The 13,938-nt window shown below is 61.2% G+C and carries 12 protein-coding genes; 5 read left to right on the forward strand and 7 right to left on the reverse strand.

The window, feature by feature from the left end; all coding sequences use genetic code 11:
- The first annotated feature begins 87 nt into the window (after positions 1–87).
- The 4 genes from IM739_RS09845 (at position 88) to ppx (ending at position 5,737) form a co-directional block, all read left to right on the forward strand.
- Entirely contained in the window at positions 88–1,233 is a 1,146-nt protein-coding gene (locus IM739_RS09845; RefSeq protein WP_237367642.1) for an AI-2E family transporter, read from the forward strand.
- Positions 1,234–1,947, forward strand: coding sequence for a DnaA regulatory inactivator HdaA (gene hdaA, locus IM739_RS09850; protein ID WP_237367643.1), 714 nt, complete (start codon positions 1,234–1,236; stop codon positions 1,945–1,947).
- A gap of 85 nt (positions 1,948–2,032) precedes the next feature.
- A complete protein-coding gene (locus IM739_RS09855; RefSeq protein ID WP_442981130.1) occupies positions 2,033–4,204 on the forward strand; it encodes an RNA degradosome polyphosphate kinase in 2,172 nt (723 codons plus the stop codon).
- A 12-nt stretch (positions 4,205–4,216) separates the two neighbouring features.
- Entirely contained in the window at positions 4,217–5,737 is a 1,521-nt protein-coding gene (gene ppx / locus IM739_RS09860) for an exopolyphosphatase (protein ID WP_237367645.1), read from the forward strand.
- Between the two features lie 77 nt (positions 5,738–5,814).
- On the opposite strand, the gene IM739_RS09865 is transcribed toward ppx, so the two are convergent.
- Positions 5,815–7,173 carry an esterase-like activity of phytase family protein gene (locus IM739_RS09865; protein ID WP_237367646.1) on the reverse strand — a complete coding sequence of 453 codons (1,359 nt, stop codon included), beginning with the start codon at positions 7,171–7,173 and terminating at the stop codon, positions 5,815–5,817.
- An 80-nt stretch (positions 7,174–7,253) separates the two neighbouring features.
- Entirely contained in the window at positions 7,254–8,132 is an 879-nt protein-coding gene (locus IM739_RS09870) for an AraC family transcriptional regulator (protein WP_237371030.1), read from the reverse strand.
- Between the two features lie 22 nt (positions 8,133–8,154).
- Between IM739_RS09870 and IM739_RS09875 the strand changes: the two genes are divergently transcribed.
- Positions 8,155–8,562: a DUF2000 family protein gene (locus IM739_RS09875; RefSeq protein WP_237367647.1), complete on the forward strand. Its 408-nt coding sequence runs from the start codon at positions 8,155–8,157 to the stop codon at positions 8,560–8,562.
- A 22-nt stretch (positions 8,563–8,584) separates the two neighbouring features.
- On the opposite strand, the gene lhpI is transcribed toward IM739_RS09875, so the two are convergent.
- Genes lhpI through rnd form a run of 5 tightly spaced genes read right to left on the reverse strand, consistent with a single transcriptional unit; the run spans position 8,585 to position 13,900 of the window.
- Positions 8,585–10,261 carry a cis-3-hydroxy-L-proline dehydratase gene (gene lhpI, locus IM739_RS09880; protein ID WP_237367648.1) on the reverse strand — a complete coding sequence of 559 codons (1,677 nt, stop codon included), beginning with the start codon at positions 10,259–10,261 and terminating at the stop codon, positions 8,585–8,587.
- Complete coding sequence (locus IM739_RS09885; protein ID WP_237367649.1) at positions 10,258–11,271, reverse strand: DUF2891 domain-containing protein; 1,014 nt, start codon at positions 11,269–11,271, stop codon at positions 10,258–10,260. Before IM739_RS09885 ends, lhpI begins: the two co-directional genes overlap by 4 nt.
- A 3-nt stretch (positions 11,272–11,274) precedes the next feature.
- A complete protein-coding gene (locus IM739_RS09890) occupies positions 11,275–12,246 on the reverse strand; it encodes a small ribosomal subunit Rsm22 family protein (protein WP_237367650.1) in 972 nt (323 codons plus the stop codon).
- Positions 12,247–12,250: 4 nt separating this feature from the next.
- Positions 12,251–12,751 (reverse strand): GNAT family N-acetyltransferase, encoded by a 501-nt coding sequence (locus IM739_RS09895; protein WP_237367651.1) that lies wholly within the window; start codon positions 12,749–12,751, stop codon positions 12,251–12,253.
- A gap of 3 nt (positions 12,752–12,754) precedes the next feature.
- Entirely contained in the window at positions 12,755–13,900 is a 1,146-nt protein-coding gene (gene rnd / locus IM739_RS09900; RefSeq protein WP_237367652.1) for a ribonuclease D, read from the reverse strand.
- Positions 13,901–13,938 lie beyond the last annotated feature (38 nt).

The raw sequence follows: 13,938 nt of genomic DNA on the forward strand, positions 1-13,938 counted from the left end.
AGGGTTTCGGCCCGCTCTATCTGCTGCTAGAGAATGGTCGGGTGCGTCGCACAACTGGCGCTGGACGGATGAAATTGGGAACCACACATGCCGAAGTATATTAGCGGGATTGGCCTCAGGCGTCAGGTGATGTTCTGGCTTGTCGCTCTTGCCGTCTTCGTCCTTTTCCTTTTGATGTTCAGCTCGATCCTGCTGCCCTTCATTGCCGGCATGGCGCTTGCCTATTTCCTCGATCCGGTGGCCGACCGGCTCGAGCGTCTGGGGCTGAGCCGCCTGATGGCAACCGTGGTCATCCTTGTGACCTTCGTCATCGTCTTTGCCCTGTCGTTGATGATCATCATCCCGATCCTGGCCAGCCAGTTGAATGACTTCATCGAGCGCGTGCCGGGATACATGACCCAGCTGCAGAATTTCATTGCCACTTCGAATGCCTCCTGGCTGCCGGAATGGTTGAATGGCCAGATGGATACGATCAAGAGCAATTTCTCCCGCTACATCAGCGAGGGCGTCGGCTTTCTTGGCACATTGGTCGAGCAGATCTGGAATTCCGGCAAGGCGCTGCTGGATATCGTATCGCTTCTTGTGGTCACGCCGGTTGTCGCCTTCTACCTTCTGCTCGACTGGGACCGCATGATCGCCAAGGTCGATAGCTGGGTGCCGCGCGGCCAGCTTCCGACGGTGCGCAAGCTGGCAACCGAACTTGACAATACCATTGCCGGCTTTGTCCGTGGCCAGGGGTCGCTCTGCCTGATCCTCGGACTGTTCTACGCCATCGCGCTGTCCTTGGCCGGGCTCAATTTCGGCCTGCTGATCGGCTTTTTCACCGGCCTGATCAGTTTCATCCCCTATGTCGGTTCGACGGTGGGGCTGCTGCTGGCGATCGGTGTTGCGCTCGTCCAGTTCTGGCCCGATTACCTCTGGATCGGCTTCATTGCCGGCATCTTCTTCTTCGGCCAGTTTCTCGAGGGCAATATCCTGCAGCCGAAACTGGTCGGCAAGAGCGTCGGCCTGCATCCCGTCTGGCTGATGTTTGCCCTTTTCGCATTTGGCTCGCTGTTCGGCTTTGTCGGCGTCCTGGTCGCCGTACCGGCGGCCGCGGCGGTCGGTGTGCTTGTCCGGTTCGCGCTGTCGCGGTATCTTGAGAGTGATCTCTACTACGGAGCGGTGATTGACATTGCCGGAGAGCCGAAGCCTCCGGTGATCGAAATTCCGGCGCAGACGACTGAGACGTAAATGGCTGACGTCAGGAAGCCCCCCGAGCGGCGCGGTGCCGCAGAACAATTGCCGCTTGTCTTCGACCATGGATCGGCGACCGGTCGCGACGACCTGCTTGTCTCCGAGCGTCTGGCCGCCGCTGTCTCCCTGATCGACAGCTGGCCCGCCTGGCCGGCACCCGTCGTGGTCCTCACCGGGCCTGCCGGGTCTGGCAAGTCGCACCTCGCCGAGATCTTCCGCCAGCAGAGCGGAGCCGTTGACATTGATCCACAGCCGGGGCGCGATGCGCCGGCGGTTGCAGCGCTCGGCCCGGTGGTTTTCGAGGATGCCGACCGCCAGGGTTTCGATGAGGTCGAGCTTTTCCATGTCATCAACAGCGTCAAGCAGCATGGCACCACGCTGCTGATCACCTCGCGCAGCTTTCCGCCTTCGTGGAATGTCACGCTGGCCGATCTTCGGTCTCGGCTCAAGGCCGCAACCGTGGTCGAAATCGGAACCCCCGATGAAGACCTGCTGGGACAGGTCATCATGAAACTGTTCGCCGACCGCCAGCTTTATATCGATGACAAGATCGTCGGCTATATCGTTCAGCGCATGGAGCGGTCATTTTCGGCGGCGCAGGAGATTGTCGACCGACTGGACAAGCTGGCGCTTGCCCGTCGCGTGCGCATCACGCGCAACCTCGCAGCCGAGGTGCTGGAAGCGCTCGAAGCCGCGACCGACGAAGGGTAGATGTCACAGATCTGTCGTCAAACTGTTATATTCGGCCAGGAAAGAAGAACGAAGGGACGGAATCATGGACTCTGTGGTGAACGAGATGGACGGCCACGTCGAAGCTGAGGCGCTTGCCTCGGACGACCTGATGACCAGCCCGCTGCGTTTCATCAACCGTGAATTCTCGTGGCTGCAGTTCAACCGCCGCGTTCTCGAAGAGACCCTCAATACCGCGCATCCGCTGCTGGAACGGGTCCGCTTCCTGTCGATCTCCGCTGCCAATCTCGATGAATTCTTCATGGTGCGTGTCGCGGGCCTCGAGGGACAGGTCCGGCAGAACATCACCATCAGGAGCCCCGACGGCAAGACGCCGGCCGAGCAGCTGAATGACATCTTGAAGGAAATCGACAACCTGCAGATGGAGCAGCAGGCGTCGCTTGCCGTACTTCAGCAATATCTGGCGCAGGAGGAGATCTTGATTGTCCGTCCGGCGGCCCTGTCGGACGAAGATCGCAACTGGCTGGCCAACACGTTCGAGGATTCGATCTTCCCGGTTTTGACGCCGCTTTCGATCGATCCGGCCCATCCGTTCCCGTTCATCCCGAATCTCGGCTTTTCCATGGGGCTTCAGCTGGCCAGCAGCCGCACGAGCGAGCCCATGACCGCTCTGCTGCGCCTGCCGCCGACGCTTGATCGCTTCATTCGCCTGCAGGATCAGGGACAGACGATCCGCTACATCACGCTGGAGGATGTCGTCGGGCTGTTCATCAACCGGCTCTATCCCGGCTACGAGGTCAAGGGCTTCGGCACGTTCCGCATCATTCGCGACAGCGATATCGAAGTCGAGGAAGAGGCGGAAGATCTGGTCCGCTTCTTCGAAACGGCCCTGAAACGCCGTCGCCGTGGTTCGGTCATTCGCATCGAGGTCGACAGCGAAATGCCGGTCGCGCTCCGCCAGTTCGTCGTCCATGAACTGAATGTGCCGGACAACCGTGTCGCCGTCCTGCCGGGCCTTCTTGCCCTGAATACCATTTCGGAGATCTGCAAGGCACCGCGCGACGACCTGCGCTTCGAGCCGTACAATGCCCGTTTTCCGGAACGCGTGCGCGAGCATGCCGGTGATTGCCTGGCGGCGATCCGCGAAAAGGACATGATCGTTCATCATCCCTACGAGAGCTTCGACGTGGTCGTGCAGTTCCTGCTGCAGGCGGCCCGTGATCCGGACGTGCTTGCGATCAAGCAGACCCTCTACCGTACATCCAACGACAGCCCGATTGTCCGCGCCCTTATCGATGCCGCCGATGCCGGAAAGTCGGTCACGGCGCTGGTCGAGCTGAAGGCCCGTTTCGATGAAGAGGCCAACATCCGCTGGGCTCGCGACCTGGAGCGCGCCGGCGTGCAGGTCGTTTTCGGCTTCATCGAATTGAAGACCCACGCCAAGATGTCGATGGTCGTGCGCCGCGAGGACGGCAAGCTGCGCACCTATTGCCATCTCGGTACCGGCAACTACCATCCGGTCACGGCGAAGATCTATACCGACCTGTCCTTCTTCACCTGCAACCCGAAGATTGCCCATGACATGGCGAATATCTTCAACTTCATCACCGGTTATGGCGAGCCGGAAGAAAGCATGAAGCTGGCGGTATCGCCCTACACGCTGCGTCCGCGCATTCTGCGCCATATCGAGGAGGAGACGCAGAACGCCAGTAACGGTCTGCCGGCCGGCATCTGGATGAAGATGAATTCCCTCGTCGATCCCGAGATCATCGATGCGCTCTACCGGGCAAGCAAGGCGGGCGTCGAGGTCGACCTGGTCATTCGCGGCATCTGCTGCCTGCGGCCGCAGGTTCCGGGTTTGTCGGATAATATCCGGGTGAAATCCATCGTCGGTCGGTTCCTCGAGCACAGCCGGATCTTCTGTTTTGGCCATGGCCATCGACTGCCGTCGGAAAAGGCGCTTGTCTATATCGGCTCGGCGGACATGATGCCGCGCAATCTCGACCGGCGCGTTGAAACGCTTGTGCCGCTGATCAACCCGACCGTGCATGAGCAGGTTTTGTCCCAGATCATGCTGGGCAATCTGATTGACAATCAGCAGAGCTACGAGATATTGGCCGATGGAACGTCTCGTCGCATTGAAGTGCGGCAGGGTGAGGAACCTTTCAACGCGCAACAGTATTTCATGACCAACCCAAGCCTGTCGGGTCGGGGTGAAGCGTTGAAATCGAGCGCACCGAAACTGATAGCCGGTCTGATTTCCGGCAGGAAACGATAAAACTGGAACTTCATGACAAGATCTGAAGCACGGGGGCGTCTACCCGGTATCGCCCCTGTTTCCGTTGTCGACATCGGATCCAACTCGATCCGTCTCGTGGTCTATGAGGGATTGGCACGCGCCCCCACGGTTCTTTTCAATGAAAAGGTCCTGTGCGGGCTGGGAAAAGGCTTGGCCACCACCGGTCGCATGGACGAGGAAGGTGTCGAACGGGCCCTTTTGGCGCTGCGGCGCTTCAATGCACTGTCCAAGCAGGCGCAGGCGAGCCGGATGTATGTCCTGGCGACAGCGGCCGCCCGCGATGCGTCCAACGGTGCGGATTTCATCACGCGTGCCGAATCGATCCTCGGCCATGAAATACAGGTCCTGAGCGGCGAGGAGGAAGCGCTTTATTCGGCGCTCGGCATCATCAGCGGTTTCCACTATGCCGACGGCATCGCCGGCGACCTCGGCGGCGGCTCGCTTGAACTGATCGACATCCGCGGCCGCGAATTCGGCAAGGGTATAACGCTTCCGCTCGGCGGCCTGCGCCTCTCCGAGACGGTGGGGGGATCGCTACCGAAGGCGAGAGCTCATGCCAAGAAGCTGGTGGCCGACGCACAGCTCCTCCAGAAAGGCCAGGGGCGAACCTTTTATGCAGTCGGCGGCACGTGGCGCAACATTGCCAAGTTGCATATGGAGATTCGCAAATATCCGCTGCACATGATGCAGGGCTACGAGCTGCCCTATGACGAGGTTGCCTTCTTCCTCGAGGAAATCATCAGCGGTGCCAACAGCCGTGATCCGGCCTGGACGAGTATTTCCAAGAACCGCCGTACGCTCATCCCTTTCGGCGCAGTCGCCTTGCGCGAGGTGATTGAGGTGATGAAGCCGAAAAGCGTCTGCTTCTCGGCGCAGGGCGTGCGTGAAGGATATCTCTATTCGCTGCTTCCGGACGACGAAAAGGCGCTCGACCCTCTGGTCGAAGCAGCCGACGAACTGGCGATCCTGCGTGCCCGTTCCCCGGAACATGCACGGGAACTCGCAGAATGGACCGGGCAGATGATGCCGCATTTCGACGTTGTCGAGACGGAAGAGGATGCGCGTTATCGTCAGGCCGCCTGCCTGCTTGCCGATATCAGCTGGCGTGCTCATCCGGACTATCGCGGACTGCAGGCGCTCAACGTCATCGCGCATTCGTCCTTCGTTGGCATCACGCATCCGGGCCGCGCCTTCATCGCCTTGACCAACTACTATCGTTTCGAAGGTCTGTATGACGACGGCCGTACCGGTCCGCTGGCTGCAATCGCAACCGAACGCCTGCTGGAACGCGCCAAACTGCTGGGCGGCATGCTGCGAGTCGTCTATCTCTTCTCGGCCTCCATGCCGGGCGTCGTGCACAACCTGCGCTTCCAGCGCTCCGAGCGACCGGATGTCGATCTCGAATTCGTCGTTCCGCATGCTTATTTCGATTTTGCCGGCGAACGTCTCGATGGCCGTCTGCAACAGCTTGCGAAGCTGACCGGCAAGCGCCTGAGCTTCAGGTTCGAATAAGGCTGTAGACAAAGGGGAAAATGAAAAGGACCGGGCGAAAACCCGGTCCTTTCACGTTTGAGAACAGATTGCCTGGCTTACTTCGCCGCGAGGAAGTCACCAACTTCGAGCAGCACGAACTCGTTGTCGTCCGCCTTGTCCAGCGTCCGCCCAGCCGAGAAGGGCAGGTTGTTGTCATTGCCGACGACAATGTGCGTCGGATCGACGACATCGACGTCTTCGATTGTCACGAACGGCATGTCGTAAAAGCCGTCGCCACCGCCCTGTAGCTTCTTGTTGTCCGGATCCTCGATCTTCATCAGGTCGATATAGCCGATCTTGCGCACGGCCTTGCCGACGTTTTCTTCCGACATTTCGATCTTGTAGATCCGCTTGTGCTTGGCCGGAACGGCGAAGCAGTCGGCCGCCGGTGCCTTCGGGTCGGCGCAGGCCTTGTCGACCGTCCCGGCGCCGTTGTCGCGTTCGATCACAAGGGCGGTGGTGGCGTCGATCATGTTGAAATCACCGATCGCCTCGCCACCTTCCGACAGCGGATAGAGCCAGCTGCGACCCGTCCATGCCTTGGTCGCGATGTCGAGCTCGATGATGCGCAGGGCCGTCAGACCGTCGGCCTTTTCGACGGTACCGTCTTCGAGATAGAGCGGGCCTTCAAGCAGGCCATAGAGCTTCGAGCCGTCCTTCGACATGGCAAGGCCTTCATAGCCGCCCGAACGCTTGAGGTTGAAGGCCGGCATCTTTGCCGTCGGATTGGCCGGAACGACCAGTGTGACATTGTCGGGAGACTTCACCTCGATCTCGCCGGCCTTGGTGGCGATGACATCGGTCAGCTTGCCGTCCTTGGAGAATTTGAGGATCGAGGGACCGAATTCCTCGCCTACCCAGAAGCCGTCGGCAACCGGTTGGATCGACTCGATGTCGAAATCGGCCCCGGTGAGATAACGCTGGTCCGACCCTTCCATGACGATCGGGAAGGGCGCCTTCCGGTCGGGGTCAGAGAGGAAGACGGTCTCGATCGGCTCGACCTTGCCGCCCTCCCAGTCGAACTTAATGTGATGCAGCATCAGCATCGAATCCGAGGAATTGATCTTCGAGCCGAAACCGTTGTCGGACAGGCTCCAGAACGTGCCGTCCTCCATGGTCTTGATGCCGGAAAAACCCTGCATGGGCTGGCCATCGAATGGCATTTTCAGCCCGGTTTCACGAACGCCGTCCTTGCCCGGAACGGTCCCGAGGCCTTCAGCACGCTTGCGGTCAGCAGTGGTGAACTTGCCGGAGGTCTTCAGATGTTCAGGCGCATCGGCGGGTGCCGCGATGATTGTGTTGGCCGGCAGGATGGCGTGGGAAACGAGCTTGGCGGAATAGGCTTTTTCCTCGGCCATGGCCGAGGCGGAAAACAGAAGGCAAAGGGATACGGAAGTCAGAAGAGCCTTTTTCATGGCGTCACCTTTTTTGGAAGGATGGAACGCCGCATGCTTAGGCAGGCTTGATGTCGCACCGATTGCCGTTCGATGAAGTTTCAGTGACTGTGCACAATCCGGTGGCCCGTCGCCAGTGTCAGCCAGCGGCCGGGCGGCATGCCGAAACATGCCTTGAAATGCCGGGTCAGGTGGCTCTGGTCGGCAAAGCCCGCATCGATTGCCGCTTCCGCGATCGGGATGCCGCCCAGCATCTGGCGCTTGGCCTGTTCGAGCCGGCGCATGACCTGGTAGCGATGCGGACTGGTGCCGGTGACGAGCCGGAACTGCCTTGCCAGAGTGTAGCGGTTGATATCCGTGACGGTCTCCAGCTCTTCCGCGAGCACGGTTCCCGTGGCATTTTCCCTGAGATAGGCGCAGGCCTCGGACACCGCACGTTCGGCAACTGGCGAGAGCCGGGCAGGCGCGCCTGCATGACGCCCCAGGCCGTCGGCAATGCGTGTAAGAAGATCGGCGTAGGCTAGGTCGCCGAGCGGCTGTTCAAGATTCATCAATGCATCCGCAAGCGCCTGCGCCAGGCGATCGTCGGATAGAACGGGATTGGCGACGAACGGGAGAGCGGTGGACCGGCTTGCGCCCGCCTCGCGCAGGTATTCCGGCGGAATATACATCATTCTGTAATGCAATCCCGCCTCGGTGCCGGCACCACCGTCATGCAACTCGTCGGGATGGAGCACGATGACATTGCCGGGCATGCTGAAACGCGAAGCGCCCCGGTAGGCGAATGTCTGGACCCCGCTCAAGGTCAGTCCGAGCGCATAGGTGTCGTGCCGGTGCGGGGAGAAGCCGTTGCCGGAAAACATCGCCTCGATACGCTCGATCCCGCCCGTTTCGATGCCCGTCCGGATTACGTCCGCGTCGCTGCACGAACGTTCAAGACGGTCCGACCCGGCGTTTGCTAGCTCAGCCACATCATCCAACCAGCCTGCTTCGGAGTGCTTCATGTTCGACACAAAATTCGTCATCGTCCTGCGCGAGGATCTTCTCGCGTGGCAAAAGCTGAATGTTACCGCCTTTTTGGTCAGTGGCATAGCGGGCACCAACAAGGAGTTGATCGGAGAGGTCTACAGGGATGCGGACGGCAATGCGTACAATCCGCTGTGTATCCAGCCGATCGTTGTCCTGTCGGCCGAGCAGGAACTGTTGCGGACCATTCATCGCCGCGCGCTGCAACGCGAGGTTCCATGTTCGCTCTATATCGAGGAAATGTTCTCCACCGGTCACGATGCTGCCAATCGCGAGATATTCGCCGCGTTCAACCCCGACGATGCGAAAGTGGTTGGCATCGCCATGCATACCGACAAGAAGATCGCCGACAAGATCAGCAAGGGTGCCAGGATGCACGCATGACAGTCTCCCTCGGGTTTGCTGACTAGGATCTTACGATCCAGTCGGGCAGGTGGCCCGCATCGCGACCCGAGACGGCGGCCTCCACGCAGGCCGCCAGACTGCCGAAGCGCATTGCCCGACCGGAGAGACCGGGACCGTAATGCGCATATTTTCCGGAATTGGTCATGATGGTTCGGGTGTGCGGCGGGATCAGCGGTTCGATGATCATGCACCAGCAGGTGTCCGTGACGAACTGCACGCCGAAGCTTTCCAGTGCCGCCACATGGCCGGCATTCCGCGCTTGCTCAAGGGTCCAGCGGCCGCAGGTCACGATGACCGTGACATCCGCATGTTTCGTTCTTCCACGACAAAGGCCCACAAGTGCGGCAATTTCGGTCGCGGAGAAATGCGGATTGCCGAGCGCGATCAGGTCGATGGCGCCGGCATCGGCACCATTCAATTCGCCCCATGCCCGCAGTAGGTCGGCGTGGCTGACGCGGTGCTGCCGCAAGGGCAGGGCATTGAAGTCGCCAGCGTCGCGGGCTTCCGGCGTCACGCCGGCGATATGGAACATCGGTGCCCCGGAGGTTGTGGCGAAAGCCGCGCCGAAGGCCTTCAGCGCGTCGGTGTCCGGCGCAAGGTGGCCGAGGCCGCCGATGATCGGGATGTCGTCGGAAGCCAGTGTGCCGCCCAGATAGCCGATCAGCGGATAGAAACTGTCGTCTACCGCCCCAAGTGCCGGAAGAATGATGCGAAGCGCCGGTTGTCGCTGGGCATCGAGATGGCAACCGGCTTTCGGTGCCCGCCCGGTCAGCGCGATGCAGATATCCAGATAGTCCGGATATTTCATCGTGCGCGCGCCAAGAACGCTGTTGGCATAAACCACGGCGTTGGACTCAGCCCAGACGACCTGTTCGTCGCGCTTCGGTGCGGTATCGAGCAGATAGGGTGCACAGGTGAAGCTCGGCTGGGCGCCCATGTCGACATAGGCATCCGCCAGCCTACTGGCGGCGTCTGCGAACGCGGGATCTATCCCCTGCCTGCGCCAGCGCCGCTGATCGACGGAGATGGCGTTCAGCGTGGTTGGAACGACAACCCTGCCGCCGAGGTCGCGCAGGCGCTCGGCGAAGGCGAGGCCGCCCGGGCCGGTATAGATGCAGCCGTCGATATGGGCCTGGGTGATGTCGATCAATTCAGTTGCGCCCTCGATCGCCGCCATGCGCAACACGATGCGCATCGCCACCTGTGCGGCTGCGCCGAAGCGACCGTCGAGCAGCGCCTGGTCTTTCTCCGACAGGGCGATGGCCGGAACTGTGTCCGGGGATAGGGGCGGCGTTCCACTGACGCGAACTGGGCCTGTTTTCGCCAGGTTTTGAAAGCTGTCCGGCCCGAGGCAATGAACCGGGATCGAGACCCCGAACACTTCCTGCGCAACAATCACCCCAAGCGTTATGATCGCTTCGGGTCGTTCCAGCAGGATCGCTGCCGGACCGTTTCCGTTGAGGATCAGTTCGAGAACCACACCACTGCCGGAACAGGAGCCACGGCTACCCGGAATGGCGAGCACGCGTCCGGCCAGGATCTCGCCGCTGAGTGGGTGATGCCGGTCGATCACTTCGCCTGTGTCGGATGAGACGCCGCCCCAGAAGCTGAGCGGCACATCGCTGTAGAGAATTTCGCCTTCGGCCTGACCCGCAACGATGACTTGTCCGCTGATCATGCTGGTGTCTCCGTCAAGGCCAGCATCACGTAGCTCGCCAGCCAGTGTTCGCCCATATAGTCGCCCGCGACATGGCCAAGACCGGCGTCAAGGTGTGCTTCGGCGGCGCGCAACAGAATGTCTCGCCGCCGATCGTCTGCCGGCAGGGCGGCGCTGAGCGAGCGCCAGCACCAGGCACGGCTGATGTTAAGCCCGTCGAGATGAGCGATCTTGCCGTCCGAACGATCGGAAACCCTTGCCGGTGAGAACAGCACTTCCGGTTCGCTCGCGCAAAGATCAGGCAGGAAGCCGTCGAACCAGCCGGCAAAATCCCCGGCGGGCATCAGCCGGCGCATGCATTCCGCTTCGATCAGTGTCGAAGACAGGAAGTCGTCGCCGGAGGGTTCGCCCCAGGCGGTGCATTGCCGGTCTGCGCCATACCAGCGCATGGCACTGTCGTGGAGCAGATCGAACAGATCGCTGTCGCCGAAGGTTTCCGCGTAGTCAGCAGTCAGCCGCATGGCGAAGGCCGTGTTGAAATGCGTTCCCACGCGTACCGGATAGGTTGCGATCGGCAGGAAGTCGAAGAAGCGCTGGACGATACGCTCCGTCAGCGGTGACAGCGCGGCACTCCATTGCGCATTTTCATGCCCATGCAGTTCTGTGGCGAGTTTCAGCAACCAGCCCCAGCCGTAGGGACGCTGGTAGCCACGGGCTGACGGTCGGTCGAAATAGGCACATTCGCCGGCAACCTTGTCATTGGTGAGCATCGTCGTGCACAGGTTGCGGATGGCATCGGCATGTTTCATGCCGGGATAGAGCCGCAGCAGGCGCGCCAGCGTCCAGTACCCGTGCACGCAGGAATGCCAGTCATAGCTGCCATGGAAGATCGGATGAAGTTCCGACGGCACCTGTGCATCCTGCGGTCCGTCCAGGCCGTGCGAGATCTGGTTCGGATACTCGCGGCGGACATGGCCAAGTACGATGGCGGCAAGACGTTCGGCGAGCTCAACATCGAGGGCGACCTTCATGGCTCAGGTCTCCAGGTCGATGCGGTCGCCCCAATCGGCGCGGCGGATCTGCTTGAAGGCGTCGCCATCGCGCTTGCTGAGCGTGACCTCGCCCGCAGAGCCATCGGTACGACAGAGTTTGACGCGGCCGACGCCACCCGACACACGCGGCGGTGAAAGCACACGCGCGCCGGACAAGGTGACGGGCAGGCGCGAAGCGGCGATGAAGATGAACTTTTCATCCTCCCAGGGCACCTCCGCCCCCTTGGCCAGCCGATGCACCCGCGATCGGGCGACGCGGCGCGAGAAGTGGCACCAGTCGGGAATGGCGATTGGACAGTCATGCGCATGCGAGCAGGGGGCAACCATGTGGGCGCCAGCGGTTATCAGCGTGTCGCGCACGGCAAGGATACGTTGCCAGCCGGCCGTCGTGCCGGGCTCAATGATGACAAGCATGCCGGTTGTCAGTGCCCAGAGCCTGGCGGTAACACTGGCAATGGCAGAGGGTGCCAGTTCGTCCAGGACATAGGCGAGGGTAACCAGGTCGGACGGCTCCAGTGTCGGAATTTTGCCCGTGACGTCGCCGGCATGCCAGCGGGCCGTGACATTTGCGTGCCGGGACAGCGCATCACCGACACTGCGGATGGCAGCGCTGGCCTCGACCATGTCCGCGGACTGTATCTGCGGCCAGGCATCCTGCGCTGCCCAGAATGCGGTGCCGGGACCGGAGCCGAGATCGATCTGGCTCCGTGGCTCGAAGTTGGGCGCCACATCCTCGACCATCGCCAGTGCCGCGCGCACGGCCGCATAGGTCGCCGGCATGCGCGTCGCCAGATAGGCCTTGGCGGCCAGTGCGTCATCGATGTGAAACCGGCCGTCGCGTACTTCGCGACGATAGCGATCGGACAGCAGGGCGCTGGCCTTGGTCAGACGATCCAGGGGCTCCCCGGCCAGCATCTGGTCGACGGCGGCGCGAAGCGGGGAGGGAAGTTCCATGGATTCAATCGCTTTGTTTTGCGGCCCATTCCGGGCGGAGCATCGACATCATCAGCATATCGGTCCGGCTGCCATCGGGCATGACGGCTGCTTGCCTCATGGTGCCTTCCTCGATGAAGCCCGTCCGGCCGTAGACGGCCCGGGCGCGACCATTTTCCCGCACCACGTCCAGCCACAGCCGATAGGCATGGGTCTCGCGGTAAGCATAGTCAACGGCGGCTGCAAGAAGCTGCGAGCCATAGCCTTTTTCGGGCGTTGCGACCGCGATGCGCTTGATGCAGATATTGCCGTCGCGCCGGTCGAGGTCATTCAGGATGACGAAGCCGATCTCTGCGCCTTTGTCGTCCTGTCCGATCAGATAGCAAAAGGCTGCCGATGCCATGTTGCTGTGATGTTCGTCCTCACTGTATTTGCCGATGAAGCGATCATAGCCCGGCAGACGCTCGGTCGCCATGATGAGCGGAACATCCTTCGCCAGGGCCGGACGCAAGGTAAGCGCCGGCACGGCTCAGAATTCCACGGCTTCGACGCGCTTGTCGACGAAGCGCAGGCCGACTCCACCGGAAATCAGTTTCAGTGCCAGATCGCCGAACAGTTCGCGGCGCCAGCCTTGAAGCGCGGCCACCGGCGCTTTTTCGCCTTCGGCGGCGATCCGCTCGAGGTCTTCGCTATTTGCAATCACCTTCGACGCGACACCGTGTTTTTCCGACGTCAGGCGCAGCAGCACCTTCAGCAGTTCGACGGCGGATTGTGCCCCTTCCGGCGCATGGGTGTGTCGCTGGACATGCGGCATTTCCGATTTCGGCAGCGCCAGCGCGGCATTGACCTGTTCGACGATGACCGCACCGGCGGTCGAGCGTTCCCAGCCCTTGGGGATCGTCCGCAAACGGCCAAGCGCTTCCGTATCCTTCGGCTGCTGCTGGGCGATCTCATAGATCGCATCGTCCTTCAGAACGCGCGACCGCGGGACGTTGCGGGCGCGGGCCTCGCGTTCGCGCCACGCCGTCACATATTGCATGACGGCGAGTTCCTGCGGCTTGCGCAGGCGCATCTTCAGGCGCAGCCAGGCCTGGTCGGGATGCAGGTCATAGGTGTCGCGGGATTCGAGGATGGCCATTTCCTCGGTCAGCCATTCGGCACGGCCCTCGCGTTCAAGATCGGCCTTGAGCTTGATATAAGCATCGCGCAGATGGGTGACGTCGGCCAGCGCGTAGTCGAGCTGCTTTTCCGACAGCGGCCTGCGGCTCCAGTCGGTGAAGCGCGAGCTCTTGTCGATATGGACGTTCTTCACCTTCTGCACGAGCTGGTCATAGGAAACCGAGTCGCCGAAGCCGCACACCATCGCCGCAACCTGCGTGTCGAAGATCGGATGCGGGATCAGATTGCCGAGATGAAAGATGATTTCGATATCCTGCCGGGCGGCATGGAACACCTTGACGACGGCAGGATTGGCCATCAGCTCGAAGAAGGGCGCCAGATCCAGCCCCTTGGCCATCGGATCGACGATGGCTTCGAAATCCGGGCTCGCCATCTGGATCAGGCAGAGCTCAGGCCAGAAGGTCGTTTCGCGGAGGAATTCCGTGTCGATCGTGATGAAATCGGATTTGGCGAGTTGGCGGCAAGCCTCCTCAAGCGCGGCAGTGGTATCGATCATTTCGTCTCGGTCATGGAAAAATACGGATCAACCTTACT

The sequence above is a fragment of the Rhizobium sp. SL42 genome, from assembly GCF_021729845.1.
Lineage (GTDB): Bacteria > Pseudomonadota > Alphaproteobacteria > Rhizobiales > Rhizobiaceae > Allorhizobium.